This is a genomic window from Flavobacterium hydrophilum (assembly GCF_003202405.1).
GTDB classification, from domain to species: Bacteria; Bacteroidota; Bacteroidia; order Flavobacteriales; family Flavobacteriaceae; genus Flavobacterium; species Flavobacterium hydrophilum.
The window spans coordinates 222400-241988 of record NZ_QJHL01000001.1; the positions used below are offsets into that span (position 1 = coordinate 222400).

The window sequence follows — 19589 nt, forward strand, 5'->3', positions numbered from 1 at the left end:
GTCTAATTTAGTTTGTCTTTTAAAGCCTCAATCCATATTTTATATCCTTCATCATTCATGTGTAGATTATCGGAACTAAATATATCTTTTTTAGGATTGCCATTTTCGTCGAGCATTTTACTCCAGATATTTACAAAAACGATGTTTCTTTTTTTATTTATGAAAGCTTCGATTAGTTTATTGGTTTGAATTTGTCTTTCTTTCATTTTCCATCTGGAAATGCTTGGTTTTATCGAAACATAAACTATAGGAACTTTTGGCTGCTGTTTTCTAATGTTTTCATATAAAATTTTAAAGCGATTGAAAACTTCTGCAGGTGTAATCTTTTCAGAACTTGCTAAATCATTTTCTCCACAATAAATAACTATTTTTCTAGCCTGGTATTTAAAAATAACTTCTTTTTCAAAACGAATTATATCTAATAAATCAGAACCTCCAAAAGCACGGTTTAAAACAGGAATCGTTGGGAAATCCTGCTGTAAACTAGTCCATTTTGTGAAAGAGGAACTGCCAATAAAAAGAACAGGATTCTTTACAGGAGCCTTTAAACTATCTTCTTTTTTGAAAGCCTGAATATCATTATAAAACGGAACTTTTTGAGCAAAAGAATGAATCGACAAAAAGAGTGCGAACGCAAAAATAAATTTTTTAAGCATCATAATTTTATTTGAATTGTTGAATTTTAAAGACTCAATTCTTGTAATTTTTTCAAAGAAGCCAATCCTTTTCCGGAGAATAGACTCTCTTTTGCTAATTCAAATCCTTCGAGGTGTGAACATTTTGTAACAGTTGAAATGGCCATTGCCGCATTAGCTAAAACGACATTATTTTGAGCTTCTGTCCCTTTTCCTGAAATGATATTGGTAAAGATTTCTGCCGATTCTTCGATAGTTTTTCCACCTTCAATTTCATCTTGTGATAAAAGACGAACACCAAAATCTTCCGGTTTCAACATTCCTTCCATGTTGCTGGTAATGATTTTGGTTGGACCAGTTAATGAAATTTCGTCATAACCGTCAAGCGAATGTAGGATGGTGAAATTCACATTGGTGTTTTGGTACAAATAAGCATACATTCTTGCCAATTCTAAGTTGAAAACCCCTACTAATTGATTTTGTGGAAACGCTGGATTTACCATTGGTCCCAACATATTAAAGAATGTTTTTACAGCCAGTTCTTTACGGATTGGCCCAACATGTTTCATGGCAGGATGGAATAGGGGAGCGTGCAAAACACAAATTCCGGCCTGATCGATACATTTTTCTAAAAAGGAAGGATCATTGCTGAATTTGATACCCATTTTTTCCATCACGTTGCTTGATCCTGAAATAGATGATACTCCGTAATTTCCGTGTTTAGCCACTTTTATTCCGGCACCCGCGGATACAAAAGAAGCTAAAGTTGAAATGTTGAAAGTATCTTTTCCGTCACCGCCTGTTCCGCACAAATCGATTGTATTGTAAGCTGATAAATCAACGCGGATGCATAATTCTAACAAAGCTTCACGAAATCCTGAAAGTTCGTCAATTGTAATGCTTCGCATCATAAATACGGTCAAAAAAGCCGAAATCTGACTTGGATTGTATTGACCGCTTGAAATATTAATCAATACATTTTTAGCTTCTTCTTTCGTAAGCACTTCGTGATTGATTAATTTGTTTAATATAGTTTTCATTTTTTTACTTTTAGTTTTTTTTGTTTCAAGTTTCAGGTTCTGTGCGAACTTGAAACTTATAACTTGAAACCTGAGACTTTTTTAATGTTCATTTCCCTGATAAATCCACATAGGTTCTGTTTTTCCGGCTCTTTCAAAACCATTTTTCCTGTAGAAATCAACTGATCTTCCGTCTGCCGTTAACATCTGCATGTGAAAATGACTGTATTTTTCCTGCATTTTATTCATAATCAATTTTCCGATTCCTTTTCCCTGATATTCAGGAAGAATCAATAAATGGGGATAATAAACAGTTAAAAAGCCATCAGAAATTGCATTACCTAATCCGACTAGTTTTTTTCCTTCCCAGGCAGTCACTAAAGTTTCAGAATTTAAAAGGCCATTATACAGCTCATTTGGTTTGCTGGCTGAACTCCATTCATTGGCTTTGTATAAAACCAAAATATCTTCGATATTGATTTCCCGGGTTTCTAAAATTGTTATTTCCATTGATTTTGATTTTTGTTTCAAGTTTCAGGTTTGCTTCTCCAATTCGGCTAAAGCCTCGTGTCACGCTCCAACAACTTGAAACTTTAAACCTGAAACAAAAATTAATCCTTAATCCAGTTTTCTAAAATCCTTTTTCCGTTTGGCGTTAATACACTTTCAGGGTGAAATTGTACACCGCGTACATCATAAGTTTTGTGGCGTAGAGACATTACCTGACCATGTTCTTCGAAAGAAGTTGCTTCTAAAACATCCGGTAAATCAGCATTCACAACCCATGAGTGATAACGTCCTACTTCAAATTCATCTTCAAGACCTTCAAATAAGGATTCGTCTGTAACTGCTTTTTTTACATTGGTAGCAACACCGTGATATACTTTATCCAGATTTGAAAGCGTTCCTCCAAAAACTTCTCCAATGGCCTGTTGTCCTAAGCAAACTCCTAAAATACTTTTTGTTGGAGCATATTTCCGAATAACATCTTTTAGTAAACCCGCTTCATCCGGTATTCCGGGTCCTGGAGAAAGCAATATTTTGTCGAAAGAACCAATTTCGTCAATATCAAATTCATCGTTTCTGTAAACGGTTACTTCACAGTTTAAATCTTCCAGATAGTGTACTAAGTTGTAAGTGAAACTATCGTAATTGTCTATAACTAAAATCTTTTTCATTGTGTTTGTTTTTTTGTTTCAGGTTTCAAGTTTCAGGTTTTCACGTTGCAGTTAACCTGAAACTTGAAACAAAGAAAACTTGAAACTAAATTTTTATTTTTCCCGAACGTATTTTTCAGTAATGATTCGGTTAATTCCTAATTTTTCTAATTTTTCGATTCCTTCCTGAATTAGGGTATCGTTTTGGATTTTTACTACAAATTCAAATTTGTTGTTCTCCCATGGGCGGTTATTGAAATATTCAAGGTTTTCGGTGTAAATACTGTCTTTTAAAGTATATTTTCCGCCTCCGCCAAAGAATACGGCATTTATTGAATCTTTACCATTATTCAGATCATGATTGAAAAAAGCAAAATGAGTATCATTTATAATTTTGATCATTTTTGTCTTTGGATTGAAAGTTGAAAAAGTCGAATCTTTTTCGGTCGTTTCTGCTGAAATAAGACGCCAGGTTCCTTCAATTGAATTTTGCTTTTTCTCTGAATTGCAGGAAGAAAGGATAATGATTAAAATTAAAATTGAGATTGCATTTTTCATGGTTTTTATGGTTTTTTGTTAACTGTTTCAAGTTTCAGGTTTGATTCGTATTCCAATTAAAATTGAAACTTGAAACAAAACAAACTTGTAACTAAATTTTTTCAGCCATTTCTAAAGCGGTATTCAACGCTCTTAATTTATTGTAAACTTCCTGCATTTCGCTTTCTTCGTCTGAACTGGCAACAATTCCGGCTCCGGCCTGACAGTGTAACTGATGATTTTTTGAAAGGAAAGTACGAATCATAATCGCATGGTTGAAATTGCCTTCAAAATCCATAAATCCGATTGCTCCTCCGTAGAAATTACGGTTTGTTTTTTCGTAATCTTCAATCAATTGCATTGCTCGGTGTTTTGGAGCACCGCTTAAAGTTCCTGCCGGGAAAGTGTCGGCAACCACCTGCATTGTTGTCGCTTTATCGTGTAAATGACCAGTAACTTTTGAAACCAGATGAATCACGTGTGAGAAAAACTGAACTTCTCTGTATCTTTCAACGTTCACATCATGACCGTTTCGGCTTAAATCGTTTCGCGCCAAGTCAACTAACATTACGTGCTCGCTGTTTTCTTTTTTATCTTCGGATAATTTTTTGGCCAATTCGGCATCTTTTTCATCATTTCCAGTTCTTCTGAAAGTTCCGGCAATTGGATGAATTTCGGCTTTTCTGTCTTTTACGATAATTTGTGCTTCGGGTGAAGAACCAAATATTTTAAAATCGCCATAATCAAAAAAGAATAAATACGGAGATGGATTGATGCTTCGTAAAGCACGATATACATTGAATTCATCACCTTTAAAACCCTGTGTGAAACGACGGGATAAAACCAATTGAAAAACATCGCCTCTAAAACAGTGTTTTTTAGCCAAAGCTACATTGTGTTTGAATTCTTCATCAGTTAAATTAGAGAAACCTTCGCCTTCTTTAGTGAATTTATAAGAAGCTATATTTCTGGATTGTAATAATTGTTCAATTTCTGAGATATTGTTTCTTCCGTCAACGCTATGGCAAAAAATATAGGCTTCGTTTTTGAAGTGATTGATGGCAATAATGTTTTGGTAAACGGCGTAAAAAACATCCGGGATTAAGGTTGCCGAATCTTTTTTGGCAATTTCTACCTTTTCGAAATATCGAACGGCATCGTAAGATATATATCCGAATAAACCGTTATTGATGAATTTGAAATCGTTTTTCTCTGACTTAAACTGACCCGAAAATTCCTGAATTACTTCCGGAATGTTAGTTGACGCATCAATTGAAATTTGCTCAGTTGTTCCGTCAGGGAAAGTTTTCGAAATAAGTTCGTTTTCGATTTTGATCGTGGCAATCGGATTGCAGCAGATGTATGAGAAACTATTGTCATTTCCGTGGTAGTCACTACTTTCTAATAATAAACTATTTGGGAATTTGTCTCTGATTTTAAAATAAATACTTACCGGCGTAATCGTGTCTGCCAGAATTTGTTTGTAGTGTGTGTTGAGTATAAAAGGTTTCAATGTATTTCGTTTTTTAATTTTTATATTTTCTGTTAATTAGATTTCGGCCAAAAAAAAAGGCTTGTCGTGATGACAAGCCTTTTTATATTTATAGTTTACAATACCATAGGAAGCTTTGTTCACGACGTCTGACGTAAATTCTTCCACCACCAAGTATTGTTCATTGTAATTTTCATAATCTTATTTTGATATGGCAAATATATAAATGTAATTTGAATTAGAATGCATTGAAAGTAAAAAAAAACTTTCCTTAATTTAGAAATTTGTTAAATATGTAAAAATATCAGTAGCTTTTAACGGCTTATTTTCCACTTGCAACCGCATTGTTAAATTTTGTTCTAAAGTCCGGATTTCCTTTAATATTAGGAGTTAAGAATAATTCGTCGCTTTTTATTTTTGTAGATTCTATTGCAAATTCAGGATTGCTGTACCAGTTTTTAATTCCTGCATCATTGCTTGAAGATTCGCTTGTGATTCCACCATTACAATTGTTAGCCATCACGTTTTTTAATGTAATTTTTGATAAATTTTCGTTGCCATTTCCAATATTTCCATTCAGAAGTATGAAAGGAGTGAACCCTGAAACAACACTATTAGTTAAATTGAAAAAGGTATTTTCTCCAATATGGGCAGATTCGCGCACCAGTCCCTGATTGTTTTCTTCCAGATTTACAAGTGTGATATTGCTGGCATTTATTTTGGTCATTTTTTTGGTCATATCGGTATTTTCTATTTTGTCGTACGAATCTACTTCAAAACATCTGGATCCTGAAATATCAGATGAGAAAGGATGACGAATAGCAATACTGTTGCTGATATTTATTTGTGCTCCTTGTGTAAAATCAAAATCATCATCTGTAGTTCGGTATGAAATTAAGTTGTTCATATTCAGGTCACCACCATAGCATTCAAAAGAATCATCATTAGAATAACTGATTTGAATATTGCTTAAAACTGTTTTTCTTCCAACCCCGGCTAATGAAAGTCCGTTAAGTTCTTTTAAAGCACTTAATTTTCTGCCTGAATATTCAATACGAACATATTTCAAAATTCCTGAATTGTCTTCTGCATCCTGTCCTCCGTAATGATTCAATATTTCATCTAAGTTGAAAGGCAGGGTTGCAATGCCCCCCAATTTATTGATAGGCGCTTTTCCAAGAATAATGATACCACCCCAGTCTCCTGGCTTTCTTTCGGTTGTTCCTTTATTTGAAGTAAAAATTATAGGATCAGTTTCTAAACCTTCGGCCATAATTTTTGCACCGTTTGAAATTACTAAAGTACCACAGGTTTTGTCATCGCCCCTGATAACTGTTCCGGGTTCAATTGTAAGTACAGCATTATTGGTTACATATACAATACCCACTAACTGATAGGTATTTCGTTTGGTTAGTCTGGTATCTTTGTCAATTGTTCCTGCAATAATATTTGTAGCTTCATTGTACTCAACAGCTCCTGGCTTAAAATTGGTCCAGTTGTTCATCCAGTTTGACGTTCCTATGATTCCTTTTTGTTGTTGTGCCTGAAGAAAAAAAGTGCTTAAAATTGTTATAATTGTAATCTGTATTGTAGTTTTCATAACTATCATTTTGATTTTCTAGTTTTGGATTTTTATTGTTTTTTAACAATGTCAAAATTAGAAGCCGAATGTTAATCAAAATATGTGAGCTTGTTACGAAAGGGTTATTTAAATATTAAGAACGTTATTTTTATGTTTTTATAAAAAAGAAACCCCAACAATTTAAACTGTTGGGGCTTCCTGATTCCAAATTAGTAAGTTTGAAATATTAGAATTTTAAAGATACTGCCAATTCGAAATCATCATTGATCGTTTTGTCTCCTAAGTTTTGGAAGAAGTTACCGGAATTGTATTTGATATCGTATTTAGTTCTGTCAACTTTAAATGCTGTTGTAGCAGTATTTCCATTTACAGCGATGTCAAAAGTTACAGGTTTAGTGATTCCTTTGATAGTTAAATCAGCAGTTACAGTATAAACATCTGTAGATTTAGCTCCGATAGTTTTGAAAACTAATTTTGCAGTTGGATATTTATCAGTTCCGAAGAAATCGTCAGCTTTTAAGTGACCGTTTAGTTTTCCCTGGTATTCTCCAGTTAAATCAGTTGCAGTTAATGAAGTCATATCAACTGTGAAACTACCACCAGTTAATTTTTTTCCTTTGAAAACTACTGCTCCTTCTTTGAAGTTTACTGTTCCTGAGTGTTCTCCGGTTACTTTTTTACCTACCCATTTGATAGTAGATGCTTTTACGTCGATTTTTTTAGTTTGAGCGTTTACTGAAACTGACGCTGCTGCTACGAATAATGCTATTGCAATTGTTTTTAAATTTTTCATGTTGTGAAATTAATTTTGATTGTTATTAAATAATTATAGTGTGATAAATAATTCTTCCTGAGATTTTCTGACTTTTTTGTAATGTTGAGAATCATCCTCATCATGTCTGTAACCGATAGTGGCTACAACTACTGCGTTTAATCCTAATTTGTCAAAGCCCAGAATTTCGTTGAATGCTGCAGGGCTAAAACCTTCCATAGGCGTAGTATCGATTTTTAATTCAGCTGCTGCACTTAATAATGTTCCTAAGGCAATGTAAGTTTGTTTTGAAGTCCAGATGTTTTTAGCTTCGTTTGATAAATTAGAAATAACGTTATTCATCATGTCGCTAAAACCGCCTAAAGCATCTGTAGGAACTCCTCTGGTTTCGCTTATATTTTTGATGTATGCTTCAACTGATTTTGAATCAAGATTAAGATCATTTGCAAAAATGAACAGGTGAGAAGCATCTGTAATTTGAGTTTGTCCCCATGCTTCAGCTTTTAATTTTTCTCTTAATTCCGGGTTTTCTACGATAACCACTTTAAATGGCTGTAATCCGTATGAAGAAGCAGCTAATCTAACAGCTTCTTTTAATGTATTTAAATCTGATTCAGAGATTTTTTTGGTTGCATCAAATTTTTTGGTTGCATATCTCCAGTTTAAATTTTCTAATAGTGTACTCATGATATTAATTTTGTTGGGTTCGGTATTTTTCTAATAATTGGTTTAATAATTCTAATTCTTCTGGGCTTATATTGGCAGCAAATAAACGCTCGTGTTCATCTACCTTTGGGTCTAATTCTTTTAAAACGTCTAATCCTTTTTGGGTAATTAAAACTTCAATTTTTCTTCTGTTTCCCGGACATACATTTCGGGTTACATACTCTTTTAATAATAGTTTGTCAACCAATCGTGTTGTGTTGCTGGTTTTGGCCAGCATACGTTCCTGTATCACACACATATTAGCAGGATTTCCTTTTTGTCCTCTTAATATACGCAGTACATTATATTGTTCTCCGGACAGATCATACGGTTTTATCAACTCGTTAAAATGATCCTGAATCACATTTTGTGTGTACATGATATTTAGAATAACTTTTTTCGCATTATCCATCTTAACAGTACTTTTTATAACCTCTTCAATTGTCATAGTTGTAAGTGTATAATTTGTATATACAAATGTATAGCTTTTGATTGTTGTATATACAAATGTTCTGTTAATTTTTCGTTAATTAAATTAAGCTGTTTTATTGTATACAAACCCTATGTAATTAGTATAAAAGTAATGCAATTTTTTTAATATAAAATATTGATTAAAGATAATTAATAAATATTTTATATTGAGAGAGAGTATATGCTCTATAGATACGTTGCCGGGTGCTTTCTTATTGAAATTCAGATAAGAGGTAGCATTTGGAGATTTTTTTAAAATCTGAAATTTCTTTGGTTATCCAGATTTCATCATGTCCGAGTTCTTTGGCAATTAGGCGTGCTGTTTTTTCAGAAGACTCAATTGCAGCCCTGGCGTCTAAGAATAACAAACGAACACGTCTGGCCAGAACATCATCAACAGTTCTTGCCATTTCATAACGAACAGCCCAGGCTACTTCTGCCATTGTGAATTCGTGATTGGGATGTAATTTTTCGTTTAATTCAGGTTCGCTTTTTTGTAATTCGGTTATTTTAGGAATATCAGAACCATAGATATAAAGGTGATTTTCGCGATCAGCAGTAGTGGTGGGTTTGTTTCCATGAATAGCAAGATGTTCAGTATTACATTGTTTTTTTGGCAGCTTACCGGTACTGATTGCCTTGTCTATAATATCTTCGGCAATTTTTCTGTAGGTTGTCCACTTTCCTCCGGTAATAGTGATTAAGCCGGTTTTAGAAACTAGAATTTTATGACTTCTGGAAACTTCTTTAGTACTTTTTCCTTCTTCTTTTGGCGCAGCAAGCGGACGTAAACCTGCAAAAACAGATAATACATCTGCTCTGGTTGGTTTTTTTGCTAAGAAGCGTTGCGCTGTTTCCAAAACAAATTGGATTTCACTTTCCAGTGCAACAGGCTCTAAGCTATGGCTTTTAATTAACGTGTCAGTTGTTCCCACCACCACACGGTTATGCCACGGAACTGCAAATAAAACTCTTCCGTCTTTTGTTTTCGGAATCATCAGTGCATGATCGCCGGGTAAAAAAGATTTGTCAAACACCAAATGGATTCCCTGACTCGGAACGATATATTTTTTATACACTTTATCATTGAGTTTCATTATGGCATTTGTAAAAACACCTGTAGCATTTATAATGGCTGATCCTTTAATGTCGTATTTAATTGCGGTTTCCTGATCGATTGCCTGTACGCCAAGAACAGTTTCTTTGTTGTCTTTTATTAGATTAACAACCTTTATATAGTTAATGACACAAGCACCTTTTTCTACCGCGGTCTGCGCCAGATTGATGGCTAAGCGTGAATCATCGAATTGCCCGTCGTGATAAATAACACCGTTTGCTAAACCACTTTCTTGCACATTCGGAAGCATTTCGATTGTTTTTTCTTTTGAAATATATTTTGAAGCGCCTAAACTTAAGCTGCCTGCCAATAAATCATAAATTTTTAAGCCGATAGTATAGAAATAACCGCTCCAGCGATTGTAATTCGGAATAACAAAGGATTGATTTTTGACCAAATGACCTGCATTTTGAGCTAGTAAACCTCTTTCTTTTAATGCTTCACGTACCAGATGCACATCGCCTTGTGCCAGATAACGTACACCGCCATGAACTAATTTGGTACTTCTGCTTGAAGTTCCTTTTGCAAAATCGACTGCTTCCAGTAATATGGTTTTGTAACCACGACTTGCTGCATCAAGAGAAGTTCCGAGTCCGCTTGCGCCCCCGCCAATGATTATTACGTCCCAATTTTGTGTGTTTTGTAGTTTTGATAATTGTTCAGAACGATTCATGCTTGTTTTTAATATTTACTTTTTGCGGAAGTGCTGTTAAAAGCAAACTTAACGAAATGAAATTAAAAATCGATGAAGAAAAGATGTTGTTATATTTTATTTCTGGCTTCTCCAGAAATCCCGGGATCAGGCTGATTAACTTTGAGCATATTTAACCGCAAAGTGCGCAAGGTTTATTTGTAAATAAAGCTTTTATAATGCACAAAGTTCGCAAAGCTATGTAAATAAACTTTGGGAACTTTGTGTATATCTTAGCGTGCTTTGCGGTTAAATCATTAAATCTGGAACAAATTTTAGTGTGGAAGCTTGTCTTTTATTAAACCGTAAACCCACGTTCCGGCAATTGCACTTACTAAAGTCACAACAATTACAGTGGCACCAGTACCAATTTGGGCGAACAATGGACCGGGACATGCGCCGGTAATCGCCCACCCGAAACCGAATAATAGTCCTCCGTAGATTTGTCCTTTGTTGAACGTTTTGGGTTGGATTTCGATTTTTTCGCCCTGAAGTGTTTTGATATTGAATTTTTTAATCAATTGCACTGATAGTAATCCGACAGCAACGGCACTTCCAATTACGCCATACATGTGAAATGACTCCAGATGGAACATTTCCTGAATGCGGAACCAGCTGATGATTTCGGCTTTTACGAATACAATTCCGAAAAAGATGCCGACGATTAAATATTTTAGGTTTCCGAAAGCTGATTCATTTTGCTGACTTGCATTGATTCCTTCGCCGTCTGTATTTTTATTTTCTAAATTCATTTTTGAAATTTTAAAGTGAAAGAATATAAGGCAGAATTAAAAGTGCCATTATAAAACCGCCAATCATAAAACAGATTGTGGCTACCAGAGAAGGCCATTGCAGGTTTGATAATCCCATAATCGCATGCCCGCTTGTGCATCCGCCGGCATAACGCGTTCCGAAACCTACTAAAAATCCGCCCACGACAATCATAATAAATCCGCGAAGTGTAAATAAACTTTCCCATGAAAATAATTGTGCTGGGACTAAACCGGTGTGATCTGTGATTCCGTAAGTGGCTAATTTCTCTGCTAATTCGGGTGTTATTACAACTTCATTTGGATTGGAAAGGAAATAAGCTGTGATAACTCCCCCGAGAAAAATTCCGAATACGAAGAATAAATTCCAGCTTTCTTTTTTCCAGTCGTATTTAAAAAAGGAAATATTAGCAGGAATACAAGCTGCACAAATGTGTCGCAACGACGAACTGATTCCGAAAGATTTATTTCCGATAATTAATAAAATTGGAACAGTTAATCCAATCAACGGACCTGCAACGTACCAAGGCCAAGGTTCTTTTATTATTTCAAGTATACTCATGTTTATTTTTAAGAATTAAAGTTTTTTCACCATATAAGTGATGTAAGAATTATAAGCTCGATTTTAGATTGAGCCAAACTTATATGAACTTATATAATAAGTTTAACTAGCTTATAGTTAAAACCCACCGAAATTAAATGAACTTATATAATTTATATAGTGAAAAAAAATATGTTTATTATGTTTTTAAAACCTTACTTTGACAAACGAAATCTGATTTTGGGATATTGGTTTTTACAATCGCTCCAAATCCGCCCTCAATTTCGGAAAAATTTCTGAAACCGCGTGCCTGTAAAATCGAAGCGGCAATCATACTGCGGTAACCTCCTGCGCAATGCAGATAAAAATGCTCATTCGGGTCAATGTCTTTTACCCAGTCATTAATATAAGCCAAAGGCTTGCTGTAGGCATCTTCAATATGTTCTGCCTCGTATTCTGTTTCTTTTCGAATGTCGATTATTTTGTCTTTTTGAATGTCTACTTCGCCTGCAAATTGTTCAGCTGAAATTCGGTTTACAGCATCTGTTTCGAAACCTGCTTTTTGCCAGGCTTCAAAACCGCCATCTAAATGTCCGATAATCGCGTCAAAACCAACACGGCTTAAGCGCGTTACGGTTTCTTCTTCCATACCAAGTTCTGTAACTAATATAATAGGCTGTTTTACATTAGCGATTAAAGTTCCAACCCAGGGCGCAAAATCACCATTGATACCAATATTGATAGATTGCGGGATATATCCTTTGCTGAAATCTGCGGCACTTCTCGTGTCCAGAATCAAAGCTCCGGTTTCCTCAGCTACAGCTTCAAAATCTTTAACATCAATCGCTTTCATTCCGTTATGGAGAACCGTTTCAAAGCTTTCATAGCCTTTTTTGTTCATTGCCACATTCATACTAAAATAGGCAGGAGGAGGTAATAATCCATCAGTTACTTCTTTAATGAATTCAGCTTCCGTCATATTGCCGCGTAAGGCATAATTAGTTTCCTTTTGATTTCCAATTGTCGAAACCGTCTCTTTGCTCATGTTTTTTCCGCAGGCGCTTCCGGCACCGTGGGCGGGATAAACGATTACATCATCGGCCAGTGTCATTATTTTATTTCGTAAAGAATGATATAAAATTCCGGCGAGTTCGTCCTGTGTCATATTGGCTGCTTTTTGAGCCAGATCCGGACGGCCTACATCGCCGATGAATAAAGTATCTCCTGAGAAAATCGCATGATCTTTTCCGTTTCCATCAATTAACAGATATGTTGTACTTTCCATGGTATGCCCCGGAGTATGCAGGGCTTTTATAGTAATATCACCAATTTTAAATCCCTGTCCGTCTGTGGCAACGATACATTCAAATTCAGGTTTAGCATTTGGTCCATATACGATTGGAGCCTGAGTTTCTTTGCTTAAATCGAGATGTCCTGAAACAAAATCAGCGTGGAAATGCGTTTCAAAAATATACTTCAATTTTACATTATCGCGTTGCAGACGATCCAGATAAGGCTGGATTTCCCTAAGCGGGTCAATAATGGCTGCTTCTCCGTTTGATGTAATATAGTAGGCACCTTGAGCGAGGCATCCGGTGTAAATTTGTTCGATTTTCATAATTCTGTTATAAATAATAGGATAACAAAGATAAGCTTGTTTCAGGCTAAAGTAAGTGACTAATGTTACAGAAATTTGTTTTTTTGAGATAAAAATCAAAGAAATTTTTATTAGGGAAGGAGAAGCATTTCGTAATTTTACATTTTTCCTAAAATCATTGCTATGTACACAGAAGATTTATTGAATCAGATTGCTTTTATAAAAGAAATTGATAAGGTAAAATACATTCAGCGCAAAACGAAGCTGTTTAACAGTGACCGTTGCGAAAATGATGCAGAACACAGCTGGCATTTAGCTTTGATGGCGATTGTACTGGCAGAACATTCAGATGAACCGATAGATGTTTTAAAAGTCGTAAAAATGGTATTGATACATGATATCGTTGAAATTGATGCAGGAGATGTGTTTATTTATGATACAGTAAAAAATCATTCTAACACCGATGAAGAACGATTGGCTGCAAATCGAATTTTTGGCTTACTTCCAAAAAATCAGGCCGAAGAACTAATCGCAATCTGGGAAGAATTTGAAGCAGGAGAAACCAATGAAGCCAAATTTGCAAAATCGATGGACAGATTAGAACCATTGTTGCAAAACACTTCTAACAACGGCGGAACGTGGAAAGAGTTTGGGGTCAATTATGATAAAGTTTACGAAAAGAAAAGTGTCATAAAAGAAGGTTCAAAATCAATATGGAATTACGCTGAAGGTTTGATAAATGAAAGTGTCGCAAAAGGAATTCTGAAAAAGGAGTGATTTTATTTATAATCTTGTCATTTCGACTGGAGGGAGAAATCACATCCAATATCCGACAAAGATTGGCGATTTTGATTATGGAATTTCTCGTGTGATTTCTCCTTCGTCGAAATGACAAACTTAGAGCAAATTTCCAAAAATTAAGTTTGAATTTTACTTTTTTATAATTGTTGAAAAGTTTCACAAAAATCAAGCGATAAACTTTTTTTACAGGACAGCAATTCGGGTTATAATCGGTAAATTTGTGGAACTTCATAAACAAATTACCTTATGGAAGAAATGCTCTTTTATGACCGAATGCAATTTGCCTTCACCATTACTTTTCATTATCTTTTTCCGCAGCTTACAATGGGTCTTTCGCTCATCATTGTCTACTTCAAGTGGAAATATCTCAAAACCAGTAACGAACAATACAATCACGCCACCCATTTCTGGATGAAAATTTTCGCCCTGAATTTTGCGATGGGTGTTGTAACCGGAATCCCGATGGAGTTTCAGTTTGGAACCAACTGGGCAAAATTCTCCGAATTAACCGGAGGAATCATTGGTCAGACGCTGGCTATGGAAGGAATGTTTTCGTTCTTTCTCGAATCTTCTTTTCTGGGAATCTTTTTATTTGGAGAAAAACTCCTCGGACATAAATGGCATTTTGTAACCGGAGTATTAATTATGATTGGTTCCTGGGCAAGTGGTTATTTAATTATTGCTACACATTCATGGATGCAGAATCCCGTGGGTTATGAGATTTTAGAAAACGGAAAATTTGTACTGACGAATTTTAAAGCATTGTTCTTAAATCCGTGGTTGTGGCCTTCTTATTTACACAATCAGGCGGCTTCTCTGGTAACGAGCTCATTTGTAGTGGCCGGAATTGGGGCTTTTTATATTTTAAGCAGAAAGAATGTTTCTTTTGGCAAACTGTTCCTAAAAACCGGAGTCATATTCGGATTGATTTCTAGTCTTGTTGTGGCAGTTCCAACAGGAGATTTACTGGCTAAAAACGTTGTAAAATACCAGCCGGTCACTTTTGCGGCTATGGAAGGAATTTTTCATACCGAAAAGAAAGGTTCTGAAATTGTTTTGATTGGGCAGCCCGACGTGAAAGATAAAAAACTGGACAATAAAATCGCCGTTCCCAATATCCTGAGTTTCCTGACCTATGGAAACTGGAATCAGGAAATCCAGGGATTAGATCAGTTTGAAGAAGACCTGCATCCAACCAATATTTCAGGATTGTATTATGCGTATCATATTATGGTAGGACTCGGAACCGTATTTATCGGTTTGATGGTTATTTCGCTTTTTCAATTAATCAGAGGAAAATTATTCGAAACCAAATGGATTTTATGGTCGCTTATGTTTATGATGCCGTTTCCGTATATTGCCAATACGACTGGCTGGTATACTGCCGAATTAGGTAGGCAGCCATGGTTGGTTTATAATTTGATGCGAACAGCTTCGGGTGCATCGCCAACGGTTTCTTCCGGAAATACCTTATTTACCTTATTGGGTTTTATAGGATTGTATCTGTTACTCGGAATGCTGTTTTTGCTTTTGGTTGGAAAAATTATCAATAAAGGCCCACATCATGTGGAACTTTCAACAGAAAAAATATAAGTATGGAATTTTTTTGGTACGTAGTTTTAATGGGAATCCTGGCTGTCTATCTGGTATTGGACGGTTACGATTTTGGAGCAGGAATTATTCATTTGTTTTTTGCGAAAGAAGAAAAAGATAAAAAAGCAATTACAAGCGCTATTGGACCTTTTTGGGATGCCAATGAGGTTTGGCTGATTGCAGCGGGAGGTGTTTTGTTTTTCGCTTTTCCAACTTTGTACGCCTCATCATTCAGCGGATTTTATCTGCCTTTGATTATGATTTTATGGCTGTTGATTTTCCGTGCGATTGGACTTGAAATGCGCGGACAGGTACACAATCATATGTGGGAAGCGATTTGGGACAAAGCTTTCGGAATTGCGAGTTTGCTTTTAGCGCTGTTTTTCGGAATGGCACTTGGAAATATCGTTCGCGGTGTTAATCTCGGAATGGTTCAAAATGGCGTTTCAACTCAGGAAGCACATTATTTCTTTCTGCCTTTATGGAATCCGACTTTTAGCCCGCAAGCGAATGAATTAGGAATTATCGATTGGTTTACGCTTTTCCTTGGAGTTGTAAGTGTAGTGGCACTGACGATACACGGAGCCAACTGGATTATTTACAAAACCAATTCAGCGCTGAATACACAGCTTAAAAATGTGGTTTTTAAACTAAATATCGTTTTGTTGGTTTTGGTTTTTATTTCGCTGCAGGTATGGCATTTTATTGAGCCTAAACCATTTCATAATTTTGTAGAAAACCCGATTTTGTGGTTTTTTCCTCTATTGACATTTGTTGGGATTTTAGGATTGTTTAAAGTACGCTCGTTTAAAAAAGACGGTTACGGATTTCTGTTCTCGACTTTGTTTTTAGTGGGAGGATTTGCCTCAACAGCGGTTTCGATTTTTCCGAATGTTTTGCCTTCAACTAATAATGTAAATCCGTCATTGACGATTTATAATACTGCAGCAGGCGAATATGGTTTAAATGCAGGTTTGAGCTGGTTTTTTATTGCTTTGTTTTTGGTGATTGTTTATTTTATTATTCAGTATCGTGTTTTTAGCGGGAAGATGGATGATATTGGGTATGGGGAGCATTGATTTTTTTTTAATTTATTAGACGGATAGCCCGGCCGTAGGAAATGCCCAAAACACCTTTTTTATTTATCAAATTGATAGTGACTAAATGTAAATATTTTTGTTACTACTCAATTCGTTAATGAATTACGCGATTCCTACTGCCAAACTGTTATTGCAATCCGCACCTCTCACTACCAAAGAGATTGTGTACTCAAACTGGTATGCCAGAACCCGTCAAAGTATTTCAGACCTGTACCGATGGCTCTGTCCATTGTTGAATGGGCCATCAAAATTATCCCGATGAGTATCAGTTTTCGATTTTCTTTTGCCAGTCCATACAGTCCAATGATTACAGCAGTTCCTTTAAAATGAATGAGGTTGTAAGTAATTGCACCTGCTGTCGAATTAAAAGCATAGCCTATCATGGCCAAATCGGGCACGAGCAAAAGAGCAGGAAACCACCACCATTTTAAGTTTAGACGTGAAAATAAATAGATGCATCCGAGAAACATAATTAGTTCTTCAATTTGAATTAAAATTTCCATAATATTGATTTTTAAAAGTTTATAAATAGGGATTAATAAGCGTTTTTGATTTGGTTGGTCCAGTTTTCCAGATGTTCTGAAACGGGGCTGTCTGCCTTGTCGAAAAAGAGATGTTCTGCAACCTCCAGTCCTGAGTAAGTGTAAATTCCTTTGTCTGATGTCAGCAGCAAGGCCTTATCCATTCCGATTGCTTCATATTCTGCTTTTGATTTTCCGTGGGTATTGATAATGACAGCCTTTTTGCCAGCCAGTAGTCCTTTCTGAATGCCCTGATCGTAACGGTAAGCAAATCCATAACTGAAAACGCGGTCGATATAACCTTTTAGAATAGCAGGTAATCCTGTCCACCAAATTGGGTGAATGAAGGTGATGCAGTCTGCCCAGGTAATGAAGTCTTGTTCTCGTTTTACATCTTCGGATACCAATCCGCTTCGTTGTCCTGCCAGATCCTCTAATGAAAGAACAGGGTTGAAATTCAGTGCGTATAAATCCCGAATTACGACTTCGTGATTGTTTTCCTGAAGATGTGCTGCCGTAGTGTTTTTTAAGTAGCTGTTTAAACTGTTTGGATTGGGATGGGAATAAATAATAAGATGTTTCATCGTTTTATATTTTATAATTTGATGAAACAAATGTAGGATGTGCTTATGGGCTAAAATTGTAAGAAAACGAAATCAGGATATCGGATTGCAGATATCCTGCTGGAATTTTAGGTATTGGGTAGGAGTAAGATTGATGTAATGTTTAAAGTCTTTTATGAGTTGACTTTGGTCATAATAGCCACATTCGGTTACAATTTCGAACCAATCTATTTTTGAAGTTGAGCTAGCCAGGTTTTGTATGAGTTCGATAGTTTTTAAAAATCTTTCGTACCGGTTGTACTCTTTTGCAGAATAACCAAAGTATTTTTTATGCTGAAGCTGCATATTACGTTCGGTCTGGCTGTTTTGACTCGCAACAGACTTTATAGAATTTAAAGATTGTTCCCTGAAATTGGACAGCTGTTCGGCAATTTTATTTCTGTTTGCCAGGTAAGATTCACTAAATTCAAGAATACGGTTAACTCTTCTGTCAATATTTTGTATTTGGCTAAGTTCATGGCACAGCATCCCAAAACAATCGTCGTTTACTAAATCGTCAGGACTGATGGGCAAATGTTCTGAAATAGCAGCATTGCCAAAAAAACGTGAAAAAGCATCATCTTTAAAATTGACGGTTAACATTTCGGTATCAGGAGGTAAAACGTAATCAAAAGCCTGTTTTATTGGGCCAATTATGAGGTATTTATCTACTTCTATTTTTGTGTTTTGTTTGGAAAGTAAATAGGGTTTTGCTCCGAAATTAAAAATTAATATAGTTTGATAAGAAGGCAATAAGGTTTTGGAAATGAGTTTTTCTGATTTATTTTCTGCAAAATAAAAATGAGTAAATACTTCTTCAAATCGGGATGGTATCGGTATTCTGAAGTTGTTGTATTCAGGATTTTCTTTTGTCATTTCTTTTAACTTTTACGCTTTATAAATGATTTATCAAGTTCCGGACTATCGGGTTTGTCTTTTAACTTGCCGTAGGTGTTATGGTACGTTTTTCCTTTTTTAGGATGAGTGAACTTTAATCCTGACCAGATTTCGTTAACGCTAAGACAAGTGCTTTCTACCAATCCAAAATCATAGCCCAGTTTGATTACGGTTTTGATGTTGAGGTCTGTTTCCAGTTTTTTGCCTTTTGGCCAGGAAACCCAAAGCATCCCGGTGGGTTTTAAGTGCTCTTTTAGTTTTGGAAAGAGTTTTGTAAATTCTGATTGCTTTTTTACAAAGAGATGAATGTAATCGAACTCACTGTCTAATTTGTCGGAAATATCCAGAGCAGGAAGCTTAATGTTTTTGATAGCTTCCTCATCTGAATTGAATAAAATTGCTTTGTTATTTTCTTTGATGCCCATTTTTTCGGCTACTGTTCTTTCCATTTTGTTTCATTTTTTAAGTTTATGAGTTTTTCGATTTTCCGGATTTGATACTATTTTACTTTTTCTAAAAGTAAGGGAAGAGAAAATATAATCGCTCCTATTAAAAAAATGAAAGTCAAAAGATGTATTTTGTAGTGGTTGGCTCTCAGGAAAATAAATTGCTGAATGGTACGGATTAACCAAAATAGAGAAGTTCCTGCCAAGAAATAATTTCCAAATTTAGTGTTTGCAAGTTCCGTTGGAAAAACAAAACAAACTACAGCTGTAAAAATAAAATAATAAATGATTTGAATGTTTAGGATTTGCATAATCGCCTTATTTGCAAAACTTAATTTTTTTAAATCAGTATTCCAATGAAATATTTTCCAAAAGCCAATGTGGAAAAGTGCAAATGCAATGTTATAAAAGCCGCATATAAATACTATAGTTTTCATGTAATTGTTGATTTAGATTATTCTGCATTGTAAGTTAAATGCATTCGAAAGTATTTGTAAGAACGATTTTTTCTTACACGAATATAACCAATTTATTTTTTTGATC

Annotated in this window: 22 protein-coding genes; 3 read left to right on the forward strand and 19 right to left on the reverse strand. The window is 35.3% G+C overall.

Annotation, left to right across the window (positions count from 1 at the left end; genetic code table 11):
* Window positions 1–2: 2 nt before the first annotated feature.
* The 14 genes from DMB68_RS01035 to DMB68_RS01100 all read right to left on the reverse strand — a co-directional run bounded on the left by DMB68_RS01035 (window position 3) and on the right by DMB68_RS01100 (window position 13107).
* Window positions 3–659: a GDSL-type esterase/lipase family protein gene (locus DMB68_RS01035; protein WP_110344831.1), complete on the reverse strand. Its 657-nt coding sequence runs from the start codon at window positions 657–659 to the stop codon at window positions 3–5.
* A gap of 23 nt (window positions 660–682) precedes the next feature.
* Window positions 683–1675, reverse strand: a complete 993-nt coding sequence (gene trpD / locus DMB68_RS01040) for an anthranilate phosphoribosyltransferase (protein WP_110344832.1) — start codon at window positions 1673–1675, stop codon at window positions 683–685.
* A gap of 81 nt (window positions 1676–1756) precedes the next feature.
* Complete coding sequence (locus DMB68_RS01045; RefSeq protein WP_110344833.1) at window positions 1757–2164, reverse strand: GNAT family N-acetyltransferase; 408 nt, start codon at window positions 2162–2164, stop codon at window positions 1757–1759.
* Between the two features lie 101 nt (window positions 2165–2265).
* On the reverse strand, window positions 2266–2832 hold the full coding sequence (locus DMB68_RS01050) for an anthranilate synthase component II (RefSeq protein WP_110344834.1): 567 nt from the start codon (window positions 2830–2832) through the stop codon (window positions 2266–2268).
* Window positions 2833–2925: 93 nt separating this feature from the next.
* Window positions 2926–3369, reverse strand: coding sequence for a hypothetical protein (locus DMB68_RS01055; RefSeq protein ID WP_110344835.1), 444 nt, complete (start codon window positions 3367–3369; stop codon window positions 2926–2928).
* Window positions 3370–3460: 91 nt separating this feature from the next.
* Window positions 3461–4861 carry an anthranilate synthase component I family protein gene (locus DMB68_RS01060; protein ID WP_110344836.1) on the reverse strand — a complete coding sequence of 467 codons (1401 nt, stop codon included), beginning with the start codon at window positions 4859–4861 and terminating at the stop codon, window positions 3461–3463.
* 301 nt (window positions 4862–5162) lie between these two features.
* Window positions 5163–6440 carry a hypothetical protein gene (locus DMB68_RS01065; RefSeq protein WP_110346306.1) on the reverse strand — a complete coding sequence of 426 codons (1278 nt, stop codon included), beginning with the start codon at window positions 6438–6440 and terminating at the stop codon, window positions 5163–5165.
* Window positions 6441–6648: 208 nt separating this feature from the next.
* Window positions 6649–7215: a YceI family protein gene (locus tag DMB68_RS01070; RefSeq protein ID WP_110344837.1), complete on the reverse strand. Its 567-nt coding sequence runs from the start codon at window positions 7213–7215 to the stop codon at window positions 6649–6651.
* Between the two features lie 33 nt (window positions 7216–7248).
* Complete coding sequence (locus tag DMB68_RS01075; RefSeq protein ID WP_110344838.1) at window positions 7249–7881, reverse strand: NAD(P)H-dependent oxidoreductase; 633 nt, start codon at window positions 7879–7881, stop codon at window positions 7249–7251.
* A gap of 4 nt (window positions 7882–7885) precedes the next feature.
* Window positions 7886–8347 carry a MarR family winged helix-turn-helix transcriptional regulator gene (locus DMB68_RS01080; protein WP_110344839.1) on the reverse strand — a complete coding sequence of 154 codons (462 nt, stop codon included), beginning with the start codon at window positions 8345–8347 and terminating at the stop codon, window positions 7886–7888.
* A gap of 235 nt (window positions 8348–8582) precedes the next feature.
* Window positions 8583–10160 (reverse strand): glycerol-3-phosphate dehydrogenase/oxidase, encoded by a 1578-nt coding sequence (locus DMB68_RS01085; protein ID WP_110344840.1) that lies wholly within the window; start codon window positions 10158–10160, stop codon window positions 8583–8585.
* A gap of 293 nt (window positions 10161–10453) precedes the next feature.
* Window positions 10454–10930 (reverse strand): DUF6691 family protein, encoded by a 477-nt coding sequence (locus DMB68_RS01090; RefSeq protein WP_110344841.1) that lies wholly within the window; start codon window positions 10928–10930, stop codon window positions 10454–10456.
* A 10-nt stretch (window positions 10931–10940) separates the two neighbouring features.
* Window positions 10941–11504: a YeeE/YedE family protein gene (locus DMB68_RS01095; protein WP_110346307.1), complete on the reverse strand. Its 564-nt coding sequence runs from the start codon at window positions 11502–11504 to the stop codon at window positions 10941–10943.
* A 184-nt stretch (window positions 11505–11688) separates the two neighbouring features.
* Window positions 11689–13107, reverse strand: coding sequence for an MBL fold metallo-hydrolase (locus DMB68_RS01100; RefSeq protein ID WP_110344842.1), 1419 nt, complete (start codon window positions 13105–13107; stop codon window positions 11689–11691).
* A 162-nt stretch (window positions 13108–13269) separates the two neighbouring features.
* Between DMB68_RS01100 and DMB68_RS01105 the strand changes: the two genes are divergently transcribed.
* The 3 genes from DMB68_RS01105 (at window position 13270) to cydB (ending at window position 16559) form a co-directional block, all read left to right on the forward strand.
* Window positions 13270–13863 (forward strand): HD domain-containing protein, encoded by a 594-nt coding sequence (locus DMB68_RS01105; protein ID WP_110344843.1) that lies wholly within the window; start codon window positions 13270–13272, stop codon window positions 13861–13863.
* A 270-nt stretch (window positions 13864–14133) separates the two neighbouring features.
* The gene (locus DMB68_RS01110; RefSeq protein WP_110344844.1) at window positions 14134–15480 is read left to right on the forward strand and encodes a cytochrome ubiquinol oxidase subunit I; all 1347 of its coding nucleotides are present in this window, start codon (window positions 14134–14136) and stop codon (window positions 15478–15480) included.
* A gap of 2 nt (window positions 15481–15482) precedes the next feature.
* On the forward strand, window positions 15483–16559 hold the full coding sequence (gene cydB, locus DMB68_RS01115) for a cytochrome d ubiquinol oxidase subunit II (protein WP_110344845.1): 1077 nt from the start codon (window positions 15483–15485) through the stop codon (window positions 16557–16559).
* A 170-nt stretch (window positions 16560–16729) separates the two neighbouring features.
* Here the strand turns inward: cydB and DMB68_RS01120 are convergent, their stop codons facing one another.
* The 5 genes from DMB68_RS01120 to DMB68_RS01140 form a co-directional block, all read right to left on the reverse strand.
* Window positions 16730–17083 (reverse strand): DUF4260 domain-containing protein, encoded by a 354-nt coding sequence (locus tag DMB68_RS01120; RefSeq protein WP_110344846.1) that lies wholly within the window; start codon window positions 17081–17083, stop codon window positions 16730–16732.
* Between the two features lie 32 nt (window positions 17084–17115).
* Window positions 17116–17685 (reverse strand): NAD(P)H-dependent oxidoreductase, encoded by a 570-nt coding sequence (locus DMB68_RS01125; RefSeq protein ID WP_110344847.1) that lies wholly within the window; start codon window positions 17683–17685, stop codon window positions 17116–17118.
* Between the two features lie 72 nt (window positions 17686–17757).
* Window positions 17758–18579: a helix-turn-helix domain-containing protein gene (locus DMB68_RS01130; RefSeq protein WP_110344848.1), complete on the reverse strand. Its 822-nt coding sequence runs from the start codon at window positions 18577–18579 to the stop codon at window positions 17758–17760.
* 5 nt (window positions 18580–18584) lie between these two features.
* On the reverse strand, window positions 18585–19049 hold the full coding sequence (locus DMB68_RS01135; RefSeq protein WP_196783668.1) for a DUF3052 domain-containing protein: 465 nt from the start codon (window positions 19047–19049) through the stop codon (window positions 18585–18587).
* A 50-nt stretch (window positions 19050–19099) separates the two neighbouring features.
* Complete coding sequence (locus DMB68_RS01140) at window positions 19100–19483, reverse strand: hypothetical protein (protein ID WP_110344849.1); 384 nt, start codon at window positions 19481–19483, stop codon at window positions 19100–19102.
* Window positions 19484–19589: the final 106 nt, after the last annotated feature.